This window comes from uncultured Hymenobacter sp., assembly GCF_964243305.1.
GTDB lineage: Bacteria > Bacteroidota > Bacteroidia > Cytophagales > Hymenobacteraceae > Hymenobacter.
The window spans coordinates 42,744-58,980 of sequence record NZ_CAXTEF010000027.1 but is presented as its reverse complement, the minus strand read 5'-3'; the positions used below and the strand labels follow the sequence as shown (position 1 = coordinate 58,980).

The following is a 16,237-nucleotide window of genomic DNA, read 5'->3' as shown; positions in this document are numbered from 1 at the left end:
AAGGAGGGGAGTCACGTCCTACCCCCCCTCCTTCTCCTCACCCTCATCCTTGAGCGCCGCCTTGTTCAGGGTTTTTTCGTCCTTCACTACCACCAGCTTGCCGTCTTTCAGCTCCTTGGCCACAGCGCGGAACGGGCCGCTCACCACCTCGTCGCCGGGTTGCAGGCCCTTGGTAATCTGAATGTTCTGAAAGTCGCTGATGCCGGTTTTCACGGGCGTCAGCACGGCCTTACCGGCGCGCACCACGAACACCACTTCCTCGACTTCGGGCTTGGGCGCGGCTTTGGTGTCGGCCGTGGCGCTGCCACTGGGCCGGCCGCCGACGCGGATGCGGGCGCCGCCCTCTTCCTTCTTCGCATTTGCCGAGTCGGAGCGGGTCGTGACGGCGGCCAGCGGCACGCTCAGCACGCCGGCCTGCCGGTCGGTGATGATGTCGACCGAAGCCGTCATGCCGGGGCGAAACGGCACGATGGTGCGCTTACCCACGGTGCGCGCGAGGTGGCGGTAGCTTTCGGGCAAGAGCCGGATGCGGACCTCAAACTCGGTTACGGCCTCGGCCGTGAGGGCGTCCTTGGCGGTGTTGGCGATGTTGGTGACGAGGCCCCGGAATTTCTCGTCCTTGCTGGCGTAGGCGTCCACTTCCACTTCCACCGAGTCGCCGATGTTGACGTTGCTCACGTCGTTCTCATTCACATTCACGCGCACCTCCATGTTGTTGAGGTTGGCGATGCGCATGATTTCGGTGCCCGCCATCTGGGTCGTGCCCACCACCCGCTCGCCTTTCTTCACGTTGAGCTTGCTCACGGTGCCGCTCACGGGCGCGTAAATTGTGGTCTTGTTCAGGTTCTTGCGGGCCTCTTCCAGGCTGGCCTGGGCGCTCTGCACGGTGCTCTGGCTGGCCCGAATCTGCTGGCGGGCGCTGTTGATGCCTTCCTGCGAGGCCTCGTAGGCAGCTTTGGCCGCCTCGTATTCGGCCTGCGAAATTACTTTTTGCTTATAGAGCGAGGCATTGCGGCGGTAGCTCAGCTCGGTCTGGCGGGCGTTGGCCAGCAGTTCCTGCAAGCGGGCCTGGGCCTGTCCCACGTTGGCGCGCTGCGTGCCGACCTGCGCCGACTGCATATTGACCATCGCCTGGTAGTTGTCGGGCCGGATGCGCAGCAAGAGCTGCCCCTTGCGCACCGAGTCGCCTTCCTGCACGAACAGCTCGGTAATTTCGCCCGACACGTCGGGCGAGATTTTCACTTCCGTCTCGGGCTGCACCTTGCCCGAGGCGCTGACTTTCTCCACGATGGTCGCTGGCGCCGCTTTCGCCACGAGCACCTCCGTGCCCGCCGGCTTGCCCACGAGCCCGCTTTTTTTGGCCACCATAAACCCGCCAATCAGCACGACGAGCAAAGCCAGGAGAATGAAAAGAGTGCGGTTGTTTTTCATGGTTGAATGAGGTTGTAAAATCGTCTGTCATGCTTCATCTGGCGTCCGCTTGCGAAGCATGACAGGGGGGGTAGGCCTACAGCGCCAGCGGCTTGCCTTGGTAAAAGTCCAGCACTTTGCGGCGGAAGAAAAACTCGTACTTGGCCTGAATCATGTCCGACTCAGCGGCAGTGAGGTTGTTGCGGGCGATGTTGAAATCGGTGCCGTTGAGCAGGCCGTTGTTGAAGCGGATTTCGGCGTTGCGAAACGCCAGGCGCAGCGCCTCGACCTGGCGGGCGCTGGCGTCGAAGCGGCGCTGGGCGGCCAGCGCGTCGGCGTAGCTCTGCTGGATGGTCTGGCGCAGCTGCAGGCGGGTCTGCTCGGCGCGCAGCTCAACTTGCTGCTGGTTGATTTGGGCCCGCTGCACGCCCACGCGGCTCTGCAAGCCGTTGAGGATGGGAACGCTGAGGCTAAACTGTACGAACTGGCCGCGGTTGTCGCGCAACTGGTCCAGAAACTTGTAGGGCAGCTCAGTAACCGGGCGCTGCCTGGTTTGAAACACATATTGCGAGGGAATAAAGCTGCCCAGATTGGCGGGGTCGGGCTGAAATATCGGTACCGAGACGACTTGCTCCTCGCCCCGCACTACCAAGGGCCGCACCGACGAGTAGCCGGTCTGAATGCCGCCGCCCAGCGTCAGGCGGGGGTAGTAGGCGCCGCGGGCGATGCTCAAATTGCGCTGGGCGCTGAGCACGCGCAGGTCGGCGGCCTTGATTTCGGGCCGGTTCTGGCGGGCCAGCTCGAAGGTGGCGTTGGGGTCCAGCTCGGAACCCGTGGCGGCGTAGGCCGTGGGGTCGGGCAGGGCGGGCACCACCACCTGGAAGTCGCGGGCGCCGCTGGGGTCCAGGTTCAGCTGCTGCACCAGGGCCAACTGGGCCAAATCGCGCTGGTTCTGGGCCGTGACCAGGGTGCGCTCCTCGCTGGCGAGCTGGGCGCGGCTGTCGAGCACGTTACCCTCGGCCACGGCGCCGGCGCGCAGGAGCTTTTCGCTGCGCGTGACCTGCTCGCGCACCGAGCCCAGGCGCGCCTCCGAGGCCCGAATCAGCTCCTGGGCCAGCAGCAGCTGCAAAAACGACGCGGCCACGTCCAACGACAAGTCGTTGCGGGCCTTGTCGGTGTCCACGCGGGCGGCCTGCGCCTCGAGTTGCCCCTGCTTGATGGTGTTGCGCAGCTGAAACCCCGAAAACAAGGTCACCTGCCCGCTGGCGGAAAAGTTATTCGAGCGCACGTTCACGGACTGAAACAGATTCGTGAGCGGGTCGCGGTTGGTGCCGAAGTTGTAGTTCTGGTTGCCGTTGAGGCTGGCCGTGGGGTAGAGCGCGGCGCGGTTGAGGCGTTGCGAGGCATCCTGCTGCTGGGCGGTCAGCTCGGTGGCCCGCACGGTCAGGTTGTGGGTCAGGGCGTAGTCGATGGCTGCTTGCAGGGTCCAGGGCCCGGTCGGCGCCGCCGAGGCCAGCGCGCTGCCCGGCGGCTGGGCGGGCGGCGGGGGTTGGTTTTGGGCCAGGGCCGGACCGGCCAGCAGCGCCAGCACCATCCCTACCCCCCCCGCTGCGGCCCAACCCATTGGCCGGCGCACAGGCTGCCGGCCGTCAGCTCTACTCTTGATTTTCATAGCACAAACGTTGTTGCAGAAAGCAGTGTCCCCCTGTCATAGTCCTCGTTCCCTACCCCCCCTTTGCTATTCCAAGGTCGGGATATAAGTGATGCGATGCACCCAGCTTAGGTTGCGCAAGTACTCCAATGTCAGCGGTTTGGTGGAGCTGTCTATCTCGATAAACTGCCGGGCGGCGTCGTTTTTGCCCTTGCGTGAGACAAACATTGTCGCAATATTGCAATCATCGTGGGCAATAACCGAAGCGATGAAGGCGATGGAGCCCGGCACGTCGTCGGCGTCGATGATAAGCGTGTGGAGGGAGGCCGAGAAGTCAGCCGAAAAGCCATCCACCTCCACAATGCGAATCACGCCCCCGCCCCGGCTCTGCCCAATCACCTCGACGCGGTGCCCGGTAGCCCCATCCAAGAGGTTGAGCCTGATGGTGTTGGGGTGCATGGTCGAGGCGTTGCCCACGCTCTGAAACGTGTAGCGCAGGCCGGCCGCTTCGGCGTGCTCGAAGGCGGTGCGGATGCGGATGTCGTCGGGCGCGTAGCCCAGCAAACCCGCCACGATGGCGCGGTCGGAGCCGTGGCCCTCGTAAGTGCGGGCAAACGAGTTATAAAACGTGACGACGGCCTCGGTCGGCACGGCGCCCAGAATGCGGATGGCCGCCCGCGCAATGCGCACCACCCCGGCCGTGTGCGAGGAGCTGGGCCCTATCATCACCGGCCCTATCATATCGAAGATGCTGGATTTCTCGGCCATCGCGGGGGTTGGATTCGGGGCTAAAAGTAGCGGGTTTTCGTGGTAAAGCGGGCAGGATGGTGGGCAGGATGGCGCGGGGCTGTGCCCCGTGCCGACTATTGGCCGGCCTCCGACCGGCGGTCGTTGAACGGGGCGCGGGCCAGTCATCCTTATCCTTACGGTGCGAATGGCTGCGGGCCAGAGGCCCCGCGCATAGTCGGCACGGGGCGCAGCCCCACGCCAGCGCAGGGTCTGTCAGCCCGGCCCCAACGCCGGGCTTTATCGTTCTTTGCGGCCCGGCATTACACCCCATTTCCCTACCCCCCCGTGCCCGACCAACCCGCCCCCGCCACGCCGGCCGACTTCTCCTCCGCCGTTCTGGCCCAGCTCGCGCGCCTGCAAGCCAAGTACGCCGCCGACGGCCAGGACCTGGCCGGCTACCTCGAAGGCCTCTACTACGCCGACTACGTCAACTACTGGGACTACATTCAGCTCGAAACGCTGCTCAGCCTTCAGCGCCCGATGACCCGGATTCCCGACGAGGAAATCTTCATCATCTACCACCAAATCACGGAGTTATACTTCAAGCTCTGCCTGCTCGAGTATAAGCAAATCGGCGAGTTGCAAGCCCCGACCTTGCAGGAAGTGGTTTTGCGCCTGGGCCGCATCAACCGCTATTTCGAGAACCTGATTGATTCGTTCGACGTGATGGTGGACGGCATGGAGCGGGAGCAGTTTCTGCAATTCCGCATGGCCCTGATGCCCGCCTCCGGCTTTCAGAGCGTGCAGTACCGCCAGATTGAGCTGGCCAGCACGGCCCTCGAAAACCTGACCGACGAGGCCAAACGCCAAGCCCTGGGCGAGGCCGCCGCCCATGACTACGACCAGCTCATCGGCTGCATCTACTGGAAGGCCGGCGCCACGGTCGAAGAGTCCGGCGCCAAGGCCCTGACCTTGCTCGAATTCGAGCGCAAGTACACCGCCCAGCTCATCGAGCACGCCCGCCACTACGAAACCCGCAACGTGTGGGCCGTCATCCAGCGTTTGCCCGAAATCGAGCAGCGCCACCCGCGCCTCGTGCGCCAGCTGCGCGAGCTGGACGCCAACGTGAACGTGAACTGGCCCCTGATGCACTACAAATCGGCCGTGCGCTACCTCCAGCGCGAGCCCACCGACGTGCCCGCCACTGGCGGCACCAACTGGAAGAGATACCTGCCGCCCATGTTCCAGCGCCGCATCTTCTACCCCCAATTGTGGACCGAGCAGGAGCTGGCCGAGTGGGGCAAAGGCTGGGTGGATAAGGTGCTAGAGCAGGGGTAGGAACGGTGTTTCTTAATTTCTCGCACACAGAACATAGCATTTCACAGAGTATTTTTATTTACTTCCGTGAAATCTCGCGCCCGCTGTGCGACTTATTATCTTAGCATAGATTTTCCTACCCCCCCAATGCCAACTAAAGCCATTCATCTCGAAGTCGAATCCCGGCAGTACCGCTTCGTGCTGAAGCTTTTGCAGTCGTTGCCCTTTGTGCAGGTAAATGAGGCCGGCCTTACGGCCGAGCAACAGGCTAGTTATAATAATGTAAAGCAAGGTTTAAAAGAGCTGAAGCTTCAGCGCGAAGGCAAGCTGCACGCCAAGCCGATTCAGGAAGTACTCGATGAGCTATCAGATTGAGGCCCTGCCCAACTTTGAGCGCGAGTTGAAACGGCTCAGTAAGAAGTACCTTTCCTTGAAGCAGGACTTGGCAGCGCTGGTAAGCGAGCTAACGAATAATCCGACGACGGGTACCGCCCTGGGCCAGAATTGCTATAAAATCCGACTAGCCATTACCAGCAAGCAACAGGGCAAATCGGGCGGGGCACGGGTTATTACCTGCGTGGTAGCGGTGGCCGAAAAGCTTACCCTGCTCTCTATTTATGACAAGTCGGAGCAGACAGATATTCCGCTCCGGCTTCTGCAAAAGTTGATTGAAGAAGCGAATCTGTAGCTCCGCGTCAGCAGACTACAACTTATCACCAAGCGGCCCCGGCTACGGAAGAATCTTCCGCCGCCGGGGCCACTTTTCATTTCTAAAAAGAACTGCTACTTGGCCGCCGCAACCGTAAATGCTGCCGCCGTATTCTCCCACATCATGGTCACTTTACCGTTTTTGGCGGTGGTGATGAGGAACTGCTCGGTAGGCTTGGCCGTCTTGGTCGGTGTCACTTGCACGCGCAGCGCGTCCTGCTGCTGGTCGTATTTAAAGGCACCCCACTGCTCAGCAGTTTTGTTGAAGATGACGGTCCAGGCCGTGGCGGTGGGGATGGTGAAGAGAGCGTACTTGCCGGCTGGCAGTGGCTGACCATTGATAGTCACGGACTTATCGACTTCGAAGGTAGTAGCCTCGTTGGCGCCGGTGCGCCACACCTGGCCGTAGGGCTCCAGCCCGCCGAATATTTTGCGGCCCTTCACTGAAGGTCGGCTATAGTTGATGGTGATGGTGGCCGCACCAACGCGGGCCGTGGCCGTGGCGGGCGGGCTGGGGCGCTTGGACTTGTCCTCCGGCGCCTTGGTATTTTGGGCGAGGGAGGGTAGGGAAAGCAGCAGGCCGAAGAGCAGGCTGAGCAGGAGTGAAAACCGGAAGGCGGAATTTTTCATGGAGAAACTAGAGAATGGGGAGGTCGGGAAAAGCTATTGCCTATCAAATAGGCGCGGGTTGAATTTGTTTATCGCACCACCTGGTCAGCCCCGGCCCGGCTGGCTCAGGCGCGCAGCAGCTGCGGCTGCGTGGCGTGTACCTTCAGAATCAGCTCGCCGAACAGTGTATTGGCCCAGGCAAACCATTTGCGCGAAAACGTGGCCGGGTCGTCCTGGTCGAAACTCTCGTGCATGAAGCCGGTGCCGGCGTGGGTGGCGCGCAGCCAAGCCAGGCACTGCCCGATTTCGGCCGCGTCCTGGCTGGTCAGGGCCCGCATAATGAGGCTCAGCGGCCAGATTTGGCCCGCGCCGACGTGCGGCCCGCCGATGCCCTCGGCCGCTTTGCCGCGAAAGAAATAAGGGTTGTCGGGCGAGAGCACAAGGCGGCGCGTGGCCTGGTACACCGCGTCCTGGGCGGGCACCGCGCCCAGGTAGGGCAGGGCCAGCAGGCTCGGCACGTTGGCGTCATCCATGAAGAGCTGATTGCCGAAGCCGTCGGCCTCGTAGGCGTACACGCGGCCGTAGCCGGGGCGCTCGGCCAGCGCGTACTGGCCGGCGGCGGCTTCCACCTCCTGGGCCAGGGCCCGGCAGTCGGCGGCAAAGGCCGCGTCGAGCTTGAGGGCCGTGAACAGCTCGGCCACCTGGCGCAGGCTCACCACGGCAAACAGGTTGCTCGGAATCAGGTAAGCAAACTGCGTGGCGTCGTCGGAGGGCCGGAACATCGAGCAAATCAGGCCCACCGGGCGCGCGGGGTGGCCGTAGCCGCTGCCGGCCAGCGTGTCGGTCTGCCAGCTGGTGCGGCGCCCGAATTTGTAGGGGCCGCGGCCGGTTTTGCGCTGCTGCTCGCGGAAGGTTTGCAGCACGAGCCGCATAGCCTGCTGCCACTCGGCGTCGAAGGGCGCTGGGTCGGCCGTGGCCTGCCAGTAGCCGTAGGCCAGCCGGATGGGGTAGCAGAGCGAATCGACCTCCCACTTGCGCTCGTGCACGCCGGGGCGCATGGTGGTTTCATCGTCCTTCCACTCGCTCACCTTGGTGGCGTCGGCATAAAAGGCGTTGGCGTAGGGGTCGAGCAGGATGCAGGCCGCCTGCCGGTGAATGACACCGCGCAGCAAGGTTTGCAGGGGCTTGTCCTGCTTCGCCAAGGGCAGGTAGGGCCAGACCTGGGCCGAGGAGTCGCGCAGCCACATGGCGTCGATGTCGCCGGTGATGACGAACGTATCGGGCTTGCCGGCGCGGATGCCGGTTTGCACGGTCGTGTCGAGCGTGTTGGGCAGGCAGTTCTCGAACAGCCAGGCCAGCTCCTCGTTCTTGATGTCCTTTTTCACCCGCTTGATGGCCGCCTCCACGGCCGCGCTCGTGAATTTTCGGTCCTTGGGCGCGGGGCGGCGGCTCACCAGTTGGGCGGCGGCCGGGCGGGCGGCGGCCGGGCGGGCGGTCACCGGGCGACCGGGCAGGGACAGGCCGGCGGCGGCCAGGCCCAGGGTTCGCAGGAAATAACGCCGGTTGATGCGCATGGCAGAAGAAATCAAGGAGTTGATAAGGGCAAGGTAGAGGAGAGCTTGGGAGTTGTCGCGGCGGCCGATGCGGCCACTCGCTTTGTTGCCTATGGTCTCCTGGCCTCGGCGCCAGTTGGCTTACCTGACTTAATCTTAATCTTAATCGGCCCGGCCGCTGTCCACGAGCTTTTGCAGGCTTTCCTGCGCGGGCAGGGGTAGGGCGCTGAGCAAATCCAGGCCGGTGGCGGCTTCAATTTTATCGACGCTGGTCAGGTACTGGCGCCAATCGGGGTTCACGGCCTGGTCGTTGGGCGTATCGACGGCCAGCACCCGCACGGCGGGGCCGCCGGCGGCCAGGCGCCGCAGGTCGTCATGGCCTTCGGGCAGAATGACGAGCACCTTCCAGATGCGGGCCGGCACGGTCACGCGGCCCTCGTCCAGGGTCGCGGCGAAGCCCTGGCTGCCGGTGCCGCCCTGCCCGTAGGCGCCCATGACGACGTACACCTCCTGGCCGCGGCGCACCTGGGCGCGGGTATATTCTTCGAGGCCGGCCCAGGTTTGCTGGTTGTTGTGCGGGGCCTGGGGCAGCATATTGCTCATCAAAAACGTCGCCGAGTTGTCGTCCAAATCGGTGGTGCGGTCGCCGCTGGGGCAGCAGTGGCCCCGGTCGAAGCCGCTGGCGCGGTAGCTGAGCGGCGTTACGGCGTAGAAGCTGCGCGGCAGGGCCGGGTCGGGGCGGAAGTCGTCCTGGCGGGGTGCCTGGCCCAGCCAGGCGCCGCTCAGGTGCCAGCTCGTCCAGGTGGGCGTGCCGCGGCGGGCGTTGTAGCCGCACACGTACTGGGGCCGGCGCAGCAGGTAGTTGGTGGGGTTGCTGGGGTCGGCGGTGGCGCCGCTGGGGTTGCCCAGGGTTAGGTTGTCGTCGCGCTCGGCCGGCGCCGGCGGGTTGGGCGCCGGAGGGGGGGTAGGGGCCGGAGTCGGCGCCGGCGCGGGCAGGGGTGCGGCGGGCCCGGTTGCCACACCGCCCGCCGTTTCCAGGCTGATGTCATCAACATTCAGCCGCCCCGACCCCGTATCGGTCTTGCGAATCTCCAGCCGCAGCGGCTCGGCCGCCACGCCTTCAAACGTGCGCACCACCAGCGCCGGCCCCTGGGTAGTGACGGGCCCGCCGCTGCGCTCGAAGCGGCGCCCGCCGTCGCGGCTCAGCCACAGCTCCCAGGTGCTGGGCGCGTCCTGCCCGTAGCTGGCGCTGCTGATGCGGATGCGGCGCACGCCGGCCGGCGCGTCGAAGAGCATGGTCAGGCGGCCCTGGCCGCGCAGGCGGGCGGCACGCAGGCCGCGCTTGTGGTCTTGCGGGGCCGCGCCAATCAGGGCATCGACCAGGCGCCAGCGGCCGGTGGCCAGGGCCTCCTCGGCCGTGGTGTAGGCGCCTTTGCTGCCCGTCTCGAAGGTTTCGAGCAGCGCCGCGGCCGCGGCAGCGGGGGCGGCGGCCGGCCCAGCGGGCGCGCCCGCCGCCGGAGGGCGGGCAGTAGACGTGTCGGGCGCCGTCTGGGTGCAGGCCAGCAGCAGCAGCGAAACCAAAGACAGAAGCGGGCGCATGGCGGGGCATTGGTTGGGGGCGCAAGGTAGGGCCAGGGCTGCTTTTCGGCCCGTTTCGGCGGTGGCCGGCGCTGCCTTATTTTGGCCCGCCAACTCATGAACGAGCGAGCTGCCCCGTTTTCTGTGAGCTACTGCCAGGGGCGCCTCCTGGAGTTACGACACCCGCACGAGCGAGGCCGCAGCGCGGGCGCAGCTTCAGCGCCTGCGGACTTTCGTGCCCCAGACCGCCTGAACGGGGGGTAGGGTCATTACCTTTGCGGACGTGTTCTTTCTTTTATCGAAGCTGCTTCAGTACGGGCTCTCGCCGGCCGTCTGGCTGGTCGGGCTACTGCTGGCAGCGCTGCTGGCCCGTACCCCTGGGGGGCGTCGGCGCTGGCTGCGCGCCGGCGCCCTGCTCACCCTCATCGGCACTAACGGGGCGCTGGCCAACGAGGCCCTTCGGGTCTGGGAGCTGCCGCCGGTGCCCATCGCCCAAGTAGTGCCCCACGATGCGGCCGTGCTGCTCACCGGCATCACCGTGCCCAACCGCTCGCCCCACGACCGGGTGTACCTGGGCTCCGGGGCCGACCGCCTCACCCACGCGCTCTGGCTCTACCGGGCCGGCAAAGTTCGGCGCATCATCGTCGCGGGCGGCTCGGGCAGCGTGCTCGGCGCCACCCAGACCGAAGCCCGTGACTTGGCCACGCTGCTGCGGCTGGCCGGGGTGCCGGCCAGCGCTATTCTGCTGGAGGAGCGCAGCCGCAACACCCGCGAAAACGCCCTTTTCACCCGGCAGCTGCTGGCCGCGCACCCCACTATCCACTCCCTGGTGCTGGTCACGTCGGCTTTTCATCAGCGGCGGGCGCTGGGCTGCTTTCGGCGGGCAGGGCTGGCCGTCACGCCCTTTCCGGCCGGCTACTACACCACCGACCGCAGTCCAACGCCCGATTATTGGCTTGTGCCCAGCGCCGACGCCCTAGCTCAGTGGAGCCGCCTGCTGCACGAAGTTGCGGGCTACCTCACGTACCGGACGGTTGGCTATGCGTGAGGAATTTTGAGCCTGCAATAACCCCGAACCAACCAGTCTGGCCCAGCCTACCTAGTGCCGGCCAACTAACTTAACAGCTGGCGGCTACGGCCGAAACGTTCCTCCTTTTGGCACCGGATGCCAGCCAAGCCATAGGTACAGACCCCCGGCCTGACCGATTTATCACAAAGAGTGACGGCCGCCCCTCAGCGTCGCCAGCAGTTCCAGCACTATAATCAATCCAGTTCATTAGGGCGTAATTAATGTCTTGAGGATAAGGCCGTACCATCAGGCGGCGGGCGGCTCCTCAGGTTTGGGTCACCTTCGTTTTAAAGCCGAGCAGCTCGCCGCCGGGCGCCTGGCCCAGCGCCACGGCCACTAGTTGCGGACCGCTACCGAAACGGTATACCTGGGTGCCGGTCAGCTCCTGCTTCAGGAATGACTGCAAGGCCTTATAGCGGTTGCTCATCGCCGCGTCGTGGAGCACGCCCTGGTCGGCAGTGTGCTCCCGCAAAAACGGGCTTAGCTCGCTGGTGGTCCCGTTTGCGCCGGCCGGCTGGCTCAGCAGCTGCCGCGCGGCCTCCGGCGTGAGCGCGCCGGCCGGTGCGGGAAAGCGCACGGCTTCCAGCGGCACCTCCGACTCGCTGACGAACACCAGACCGGCCGTCAGCTTTTGCAGCTGCGCGAAAAGGTCGTCGGCGGGGGTAGCAGGGGCTTCAACGGCTTTGGCAGCGGCGGGGGGGGTAGGGGCCAACGACCTTGTGCCCGCCGCTGGGCCCGTCAGCGCGCTCATCATTGCGGCCGGCTCCGTTGCTGGCTCCGCGGCCTTTCCGGCGGCCGGCACCTGCGCGGCAATGGCGCTGGCCAGCTCCTGCATCCGGGCTTCCGGAACTTTGATTTTGGGGTTGGCGAAGTTCATATCCCCCACCTTTTGCATCGGAATCAGGTGAATGTGGGCGTGGGGCACTTCGAGCCCAATCACGGCCACGCCGATGCGCCGGCAGGGCACGGCCACCCGCACCCCTCGCGCTACGCGCTGCGCGAACACGTGCAGCGCCGCCAGCTCGGCGGCCGGCAAGTCAAAGATGTAGTCCACTTCCCGCTTCGGAATCACGAGCGTGTGACCCTCGACGAGCGGCGTGATGTCGAGAAACGCCAGGTGGTCAGCGTCTTCGGCCACTTTATAAGCCGGCAGCTCGCCGGCCACGATGCGGGAAAAAATGGAGGGCATTCTTTTAACGGTTAGTGATTAATGAGTTCTATCTAGAGCGGGTGGACAACAACCCTTTTAGTTACCGTCCACACAGCCTGGGTAAAGCGTAGTAAGCCCTCAAAAGTAAAGGGCAATGCCGCCCGACATTGCCCTTCACACTAATCGTTAACTACTAATCACTATCAACGCGAAATTTCCAGAATCTCGAATTGCAGCTTGCCGGCCGGCACCGTGATTTCGGCCGTGTCGCCGACGGATTTGCCCAGCAGGCCCTTGCCAATGGGCGATTTCACCGAGATTTTGCCCGCCGCCAGGTTGGCTTCTTCCTCGGCCACGAGCGTATAGTCGAGCACCATGTTATTTTTCAGGTTTTTCAGCTTCACCTTGCTCATAATGAGCGCCTTGCTGAAATCCATATTGGTTTCGTCAATCACGCGGGCATTGCCCACGACTTCTTCCAGCTTGGATATTTTCAGCTCCAGCAGGCCCTGCGCGTCCTTGGCGGCGTCGTACTCGGCGTTTTCGCTCAGGTCGCCTTTGTCGCGGGCTTCGCGCAGGTCTTCGGCGGCCTTGGCCCGGCCGCGCACTTTAAGGTCCTGAAGCTCATCCTTGAGTTTCTGCAAGCCTTCGGGGGTGTAATAATTGATAGTAGCCATAGGAGTAGCGCGGAATTGCGGGGTGGGTAAAAAGCAAGGAGAACGGCTGGCGCGGCCAGCCGTTCTCCCCCGTAAGGTGCGTAGGTACGGGCAAAGGTAGGCAAAAATGAGGCTGGTTGCGCCGGCTTTGGTCAGGCGGGGGGGGTAGGGATTTTCAGTAACGCCCCGATTTTGGTCGTCAGCACCTCGTTGATGCGCTGGTAGCTCTGCTGCGTCCAGCCCCCGATGTGGGGCGAGAGCACCACGTTGGGCGCGGCACGCAAGTAGTCGAACGTGGCTTGCTGCGCCGAACTGAGCGTGGTCAGCTTCTCGTTGTCCAGCACGTCGAGCGCCGCCCCGCGTAGCTTGCCGCTTCGCAGCGCTGCCACCAGCGCCGCCTGGTCGAGCACCTCGCCCCGCGCCGTGTTCACGAGCCAGAACGGGTGGGCAAACGCGGCGATAAACCGCTCATCGACAGTCTGGTGATTTGCTCTCGAATACGGAATGTGGATGCTCAGCACCTCGGCGCGGGCCTGCAGCTCGGCCAGCGGCACCAGCCGGGCGTGGGCGTCGGGCGGGCAGTTCGGGTCGATGTCATAAGCCAATACGTCGCAGCCGAAGCCGCGCAGGCGCCGGGCCAGCGCCCGCCCCATGTGGCCATAGCCGAGCAGGCCCACGGTTTTGGTGCCCAGCTCCTCGCCGCGGTTGGCCTCGCGCCGCCACTGCCCCTGCCGCACCTCCGCATCGGCCGCCGGGATGTGGCGCAGCAGCCCCAGCAGCAGCCCCACGGCAAACTCGCCCACCGCGTCGCGGTTGCCCTCCGGCGCGTTGAGCAAGCGCACGCCGGCCGCCGCCAGCGCTTCGGTATCAATATTATCGACGCCCGCGCCGGCCCGCGCCACGAAGCGCAGCTGCGGCGCCAGCGCCAGCAGCGCCGCCGTAATACGCAGCTTCGAGCGCACGATGAGGCCCACGTAGGGCCGGGCGGCCAGCGCAGCGGGCACGGCGGCGGCGGGCAGCTCCGGGCGGTAGTCGGCCCCTACCCCCCGGCTGGCTAGCAAGGGCAGCAGCGAGGGGTGCATATCGTCGATAATAAGACAGAATGACATCGAATTAGATGGCCGAGGAAAGTTGCGCAGTAGAGTCGCCGGTAAGCTCGTAGAGCTTTAGGCGAAAATCCTTTTTAGCTAACGGCCCAACACGAGTCTGACGGACAAGCTCCTCACTTGTTTGGTTTGTAGAGAACAGATAGTAGTTACCTTTTTGGTAGACAACTAGATGATTATTGCTCACCCCCCATTCGTTAATATCCGTCAGCAAAGGCTCTGTAACGTCCTTATGAGGTTCGTCATAGTATAAAAAGTTGGCTCCTTCAGGCGTGGTCTCCAAATAAAAATGACCTACTAGTTGAGTTTGGAAATTTTCATCAAACCAAAAACAGCCTTGTAGGCTGCCCGCAGCCACAAAGACCAGCAGCCATCGCGCTACAACCGCCAGTTTTCTCATCGGTTAGCGGCGATTAGATTCGTCAGTCCCACGAACTCGGCCACGCCTAGCTGCTCGGCACGCTGGTCAAAAATGGGCGCCGTCATATCCGGCAGGCCAAAGATTCGCAGAGCGTTACGCAACGTTTTGCGGCGCGTAGAAAACGCCTGCTTCACGACTTTGAAAAACAGCGCTTCGTCGCAGTCCAGCTTTTCGGTAGCATTGCGGGTGAGGCGGATGACGGCCGACAGCACCTTGGGCGGCGGCACGAACACGTGCGGCGGCACCGTAAATAAAAACTCAACGTCGTAATAGGCTTGCAGCAGCACGCTCAGGATGCCGTAGGCCTTGCTGCCGGGCCCTTCAGCCAGGCGCTCGGCCACTTCTTTTTGCAGCATCCCGACCACTTCGCGCACCTGCTGCCGGTGGTCGAGCACCTTGAAAAATATCTGGGTGCTGATGTTATACGGAAAGTTGCCGATGATGCTGAGCGGCGTATTTGGAAAGAGCTTTTCCAAATCCTGCCGCAATAAATCAGCCAGCAAAACGCGCCCGTGCAGGGCCGGGTAGTGCTGATTAAGGTAATCAACCGACTCCTGGTCAATTTCGATGACGCTGGTCTGGTAGGCCTTATTGGCCAGCAGATACTGGGTGAGCACGCCCATGCCGGGACCGATTTCGAGCACCTCCCCTACCCCGTCGGGCAGACGCAGGGCGCCCACGATGTTGCGGGCAATGTTGGGGTCGGCCAGGAAGTGCTGGCCCAGGTGCTTTTTGGGGCGGACGGTACTCACGGGAATCAAGGGACAAACGAAGCCAGAACGACCTCATCACGCAACAACTACCTTGCGGCCCCAAATCTACGGCCCCGCTCTTCGCTCATGCCTCTCCAGCTTTCCCACGCCGCCAGCGCCCCGGCGGATGCCACGCAGGTCTTCATTCTGCCCGCCGCTACTACTTCCCTACCCCCCCTCGCGGCCGGCGACCTACCCGAAGCGGCCCGTCGCTACGTGGAAGCGGCTCTGGTCCGGCAGGACAAGCTGGTGGCCATCAATCACTTCTCGCATCAGCATTACTTCGTAGTAGCGGAGGAAAAGCCTACCCCCCCCCGCACGCTCGAAGCCCTGCGCCGCCACGGCCACGCCCTGCACGGCTTGCTGAAAGCCGAGAAAACCACTGAGGTCTTTTTGCATAATCTGAGCGAAAACACGCAGGCTGCCCTGGCTCTGGCCGAAGGCCTGGCCCTGACGGCCTATCAGTTTGAGGGCTACAAGACCGATGAGAAATCCCGCGCCGCGCCCGCGCTCACGACCCTGACGCTGGTGGGCGATGCCGCGACCGAAACCGCCGTCGCGGAGTTGCAAGGCCTGCTCGAAGGCGTGCTGCTGGCCCGCGACCTGGTGAACGCGCCGCTCAACATGCTGGGCGCCGAGCAGCTGGCCGAGCAGATTCGGGCCGCCGGCGAGCGGGCGGGCTTCCACACCGAGATTCTGGATTTGGCCAAGATTCAGGCCCTGCGCATGGGCGGTCTGCTGGCCGTCAACCTGGGCTCGCCGGAGCCGCCCACGTTCAGCATTCTGGAGTACAAGCCCGAAAACGCCCGCAATGCCCGGCCCTACGTGCTGGTCGGCAAGGGCGTGGTGTTCGACACCGGCGGCCTGAGCCTCAAGCCCACGCCCGGCGCGATGGACATGATGAAGTGCGACATGGCCGGCGGCGCGGCCGTGGCCGGCGTGTTGTATGCGTTAGCCAAAAATCAGGTGCCGCTGCACGTCATTGGCCTAGTGCCGGCCACTGACAACCGGCCCGGCGGCCTGGCCTTCGCGCCCGGCGACGTGCTTACGATGCATTCGGGCCTGACCGTGGAAGTAAAAAATACCGACGCCGAAGGCCGCTTACTATTAGCCGACGCGCTGCACTTCGCCAAGAAATACGACCCCGAGCTGGTTATTGACCTGGCCACGCTTACCGGCGCGGCCGTGCGCGCCCTCGGCACCGAAGCCCTAGCCCTGATGGGCACGGCCTCCGCTGAAATCACCGCCCAGCTGCTCGACGCCGGCCACCGCACGCACGAGCGCGCCGTGGAGTTTCCGCTCTGGGACGACTACGCCGACCACATCAAGTCCGACATTGCTGACCTGAGCAACCTGGGCAAGCCCGAAGCGGGGCAGATTTCGGCCGCCAAGTTCCTGGAGCGCTTCATTGAGGGCACGCCCTGGCTGCACCTGGACATCGCCGGCCCGGCGTATCTGACCGCGCCGGACAACTACCGCGGCAAGGGCGGCACGGGGGTAGGGGTGCGGCTGCTGTACGCGTTTTTGA

The 16,237-nt window shown here is 64.1% G+C and carries 16 protein-coding genes; 5 read left to right on the top strand and 11 right to left on the bottom strand.

Features of this window, described 5'->3' with window-relative positions:
* Window positions 1-18 precede the first annotated feature (18 nt).
* The 3 genes from ACFE70_RS14630 to sdaAB all read right to left on the bottom strand — a co-directional run bounded on the left by ACFE70_RS14630 (window position 19) and on the right by sdaAB (window position 3,829).
* Window positions 19-1,431: an efflux RND transporter periplasmic adaptor subunit gene (locus tag ACFE70_RS14630; protein ID WP_375418505.1), complete on the bottom strand. Its 1,413-nt coding sequence runs from the start codon at window positions 1,429-1,431 to the stop codon at window positions 19-21.
* Window positions 1,432-1,507: 76 nt separating this feature from the next.
* Window positions 1,508-3,082 (bottom strand): TolC family protein, encoded by a 1,575-nt coding sequence (locus ACFE70_RS14625; RefSeq protein ID WP_375418504.1) that lies wholly within the window; start codon window positions 3,080-3,082, stop codon window positions 1,508-1,510.
* Window positions 3,083-3,148: 66 nt separating this feature from the next.
* Window positions 3,149-3,829 (bottom strand): L-serine ammonia-lyase, iron-sulfur-dependent subunit beta, encoded by a 681-nt coding sequence (gene sdaAB, locus ACFE70_RS14620; RefSeq protein ID WP_375418503.1) that lies wholly within the window; start codon window positions 3,827-3,829, stop codon window positions 3,149-3,151.
* 306 nt (window positions 3,830-4,135) lie between these two features.
* Between sdaAB and ACFE70_RS14615 the strand changes: the two genes are divergently transcribed.
* The 3 genes from ACFE70_RS14615 (at window position 4,136) to ACFE70_RS14605 (ending at window position 5,795) form a co-directional block, all read left to right on the top strand.
* Window positions 4,136-5,128: a tryptophan 2,3-dioxygenase family protein gene (locus tag ACFE70_RS14615; protein ID WP_375418502.1), complete on the top strand. Its 993-nt coding sequence runs from the start codon at window positions 4,136-4,138 to the stop codon at window positions 5,126-5,128.
* A 126-nt stretch (window positions 5,129-5,254) separates the two neighbouring features.
* Window positions 5,255-5,482 carry a hypothetical protein gene (locus ACFE70_RS14610; protein WP_375418501.1) on the top strand — a complete coding sequence of 76 codons (228 nt, stop codon included), beginning with the start codon at window positions 5,255-5,257 and terminating at the stop codon, window positions 5,480-5,482.
* Window positions 5,466-5,795, top strand: a complete 330-nt coding sequence (locus tag ACFE70_RS14605) for a type II toxin-antitoxin system RelE/ParE family toxin (RefSeq protein WP_375418500.1) — start codon at window positions 5,466-5,468, stop codon at window positions 5,793-5,795. The genes ACFE70_RS14610 and ACFE70_RS14605 overlap by 17 nt, the downstream gene beginning before the upstream one ends.
* A 95-nt stretch (window positions 5,796-5,890) precedes the next feature.
* On the opposite strand, the gene ACFE70_RS14600 is transcribed toward ACFE70_RS14605, so the two are convergent.
* From ACFE70_RS14600 to ACFE70_RS14590, 3 genes are all read right to left on the bottom strand, one after another.
* Window positions 5,891-6,445, bottom strand: coding sequence for a DUF2911 domain-containing protein (locus tag ACFE70_RS14600; RefSeq protein ID WP_375418499.1), 555 nt, complete (start codon window positions 6,443-6,445; stop codon window positions 5,891-5,893).
* A 104-nt stretch (window positions 6,446-6,549) separates the two neighbouring features.
* Window positions 6,550-7,998, bottom strand: a complete 1,449-nt coding sequence (locus ACFE70_RS14595; protein ID WP_375418507.1) for a glycoside hydrolase family 125 protein — start codon at window positions 7,996-7,998, stop codon at window positions 6,550-6,552.
* Window positions 7,999-8,139: 141 nt separating this feature from the next.
* Window positions 8,140-9,576, bottom strand: coding sequence for a DNA/RNA non-specific endonuclease (locus tag ACFE70_RS14590; RefSeq protein WP_375418498.1), 1,437 nt, complete (start codon window positions 9,574-9,576; stop codon window positions 8,140-8,142).
* 262 nt (window positions 9,577-9,838) lie between these two features.
* On the opposite strand from ACFE70_RS14590, the gene ACFE70_RS14585 reads away from it, so the two are divergent.
* Window positions 9,839-10,603: a YdcF family protein gene (locus ACFE70_RS14585; protein WP_375418497.1), complete on the top strand. Its 765-nt coding sequence runs from the start codon at window positions 9,839-9,841 to the stop codon at window positions 10,601-10,603.
* Between the two features lie 286 nt (window positions 10,604-10,889).
* Here ACFE70_RS14585 and ACFE70_RS14580 read toward each other — a convergent pair whose 3' ends face one another.
* From ACFE70_RS14580 to rsmA, 5 genes are all read right to left on the bottom strand, one after another.
* Window positions 10,890-11,813 (bottom strand): nuclease A inhibitor family protein, encoded by a 924-nt coding sequence (locus ACFE70_RS14580; RefSeq protein WP_375418496.1) that lies wholly within the window; start codon window positions 11,811-11,813, stop codon window positions 10,890-10,892.
* Between the two features lie 164 nt (window positions 11,814-11,977).
* Entirely contained in the window at window positions 11,978-12,451 is a 474-nt protein-coding gene (gene greA, locus ACFE70_RS14575) for a transcription elongation factor GreA (protein ID WP_375418495.1), read from the bottom strand.
* 131 nt (window positions 12,452-12,582) lie between these two features.
* The gene (locus tag ACFE70_RS14570; protein ID WP_375418494.1) at window positions 12,583-13,539 is read right to left on the bottom strand and encodes an NAD(P)-dependent oxidoreductase; all 957 of its coding nucleotides are present in this window, start codon (window positions 13,537-13,539) and stop codon (window positions 12,583-12,585) included.
* Between the two features lie 4 nt (window positions 13,540-13,543).
* Window positions 13,544-13,936: a hypothetical protein gene (locus ACFE70_RS14565; RefSeq protein ID WP_375418493.1), complete on the bottom strand. Its 393-nt coding sequence runs from the start codon at window positions 13,934-13,936 to the stop codon at window positions 13,544-13,546.
* Entirely contained in the window at window positions 13,933-14,709 is a 777-nt protein-coding gene (gene rsmA / locus ACFE70_RS14560; RefSeq protein ID WP_375418492.1) for a 16S rRNA (adenine(1518)-N(6)/adenine(1519)-N(6))-dimethyltransferase RsmA, read from the bottom strand. Before rsmA ends, ACFE70_RS14565 begins: the two co-directional genes overlap by 4 nt.
* Before the next feature lie 87 nt (window positions 14,710-14,796).
* Between rsmA and ACFE70_RS14555 the strand changes: the two genes are divergently transcribed.
* Window positions 14,797-16,237: M17 family metallopeptidase (locus ACFE70_RS14555; RefSeq protein WP_375418491.1), on the top strand; the 1,441-nt coding region annotated here is incomplete at its 3' end.

Excerpts from the sequence above, each read along its gene's own strand:
- ACFE70_RS14630 (WP_375418505.1), bottom strand. The coding sequence starts at position 1,431 with ATGAAAAACAACCGCACTCTTTTCATTCTCCTGGCTTTGCTCGTCGTG.
- ACFE70_RS14625 (WP_375418504.1), bottom strand. The coding sequence starts at position 3,082 with ATGAAAATCAAGAGTAGAGCTGACGGCCGGCAGCCTGTGCGCCGGCCA.
- sdaAB (WP_375418503.1), bottom strand. The coding sequence starts at position 3,829 with ATGGCCGAGAAATCCAGCATCTTCGATATGATAGGGCCGGTGATGATA.
- ACFE70_RS14610 (WP_375418501.1), top strand. The coding sequence starts at position 5,255 with ATGCCAACTAAAGCCATTCATCTCGAAGTCGAATCCCGGCAGTACCGC.
- ACFE70_RS14605 (WP_375418500.1), top strand. The coding sequence starts at position 5,466 with ATGAGCTATCAGATTGAGGCCCTGCCCAACTTTGAGCGCGAGTTGAAA.
- ACFE70_RS14600 (WP_375418499.1), bottom strand. The coding sequence starts at position 6,445 with ATGAAAAATTCCGCCTTCCGGTTTTCACTCCTGCTCAGCCTGCTCTTC.
- ACFE70_RS14595 (WP_375418507.1), bottom strand. The coding sequence starts at position 7,998 with ATGCGCATCAACCGGCGTTATTTCCTGCGAACCCTGGGCCTGGCCGCC.
- ACFE70_RS14590 (WP_375418498.1), bottom strand. The coding sequence starts at position 9,576 with ATGCGCCCGCTTCTGTCTTTGGTTTCGCTGCTGCTGCTGGCCTGCACC.
- ACFE70_RS14580 (WP_375418496.1), bottom strand. The coding sequence starts at position 11,813 with ATGCCCTCCATTTTTTCCCGCATCGTGGCCGGCGAGCTGCCGGCTTAT.
- greA (WP_375418495.1), bottom strand. The coding sequence starts at position 12,451 with ATGGCTACTATCAATTATTACACCCCCGAAGGCTTGCAGAAACTCAAG.
- ACFE70_RS14570 (WP_375418494.1), bottom strand. The coding sequence starts at position 13,539 with ATGTCATTCTGTCTTATTATCGACGATATGCACCCCTCGCTGCTGCCC.
- ACFE70_RS14565 (WP_375418493.1), bottom strand. The coding sequence starts at position 13,936 with ATGAGAAAACTGGCGGTTGTAGCGCGATGGCTGCTGGTCTTTGTGGCT.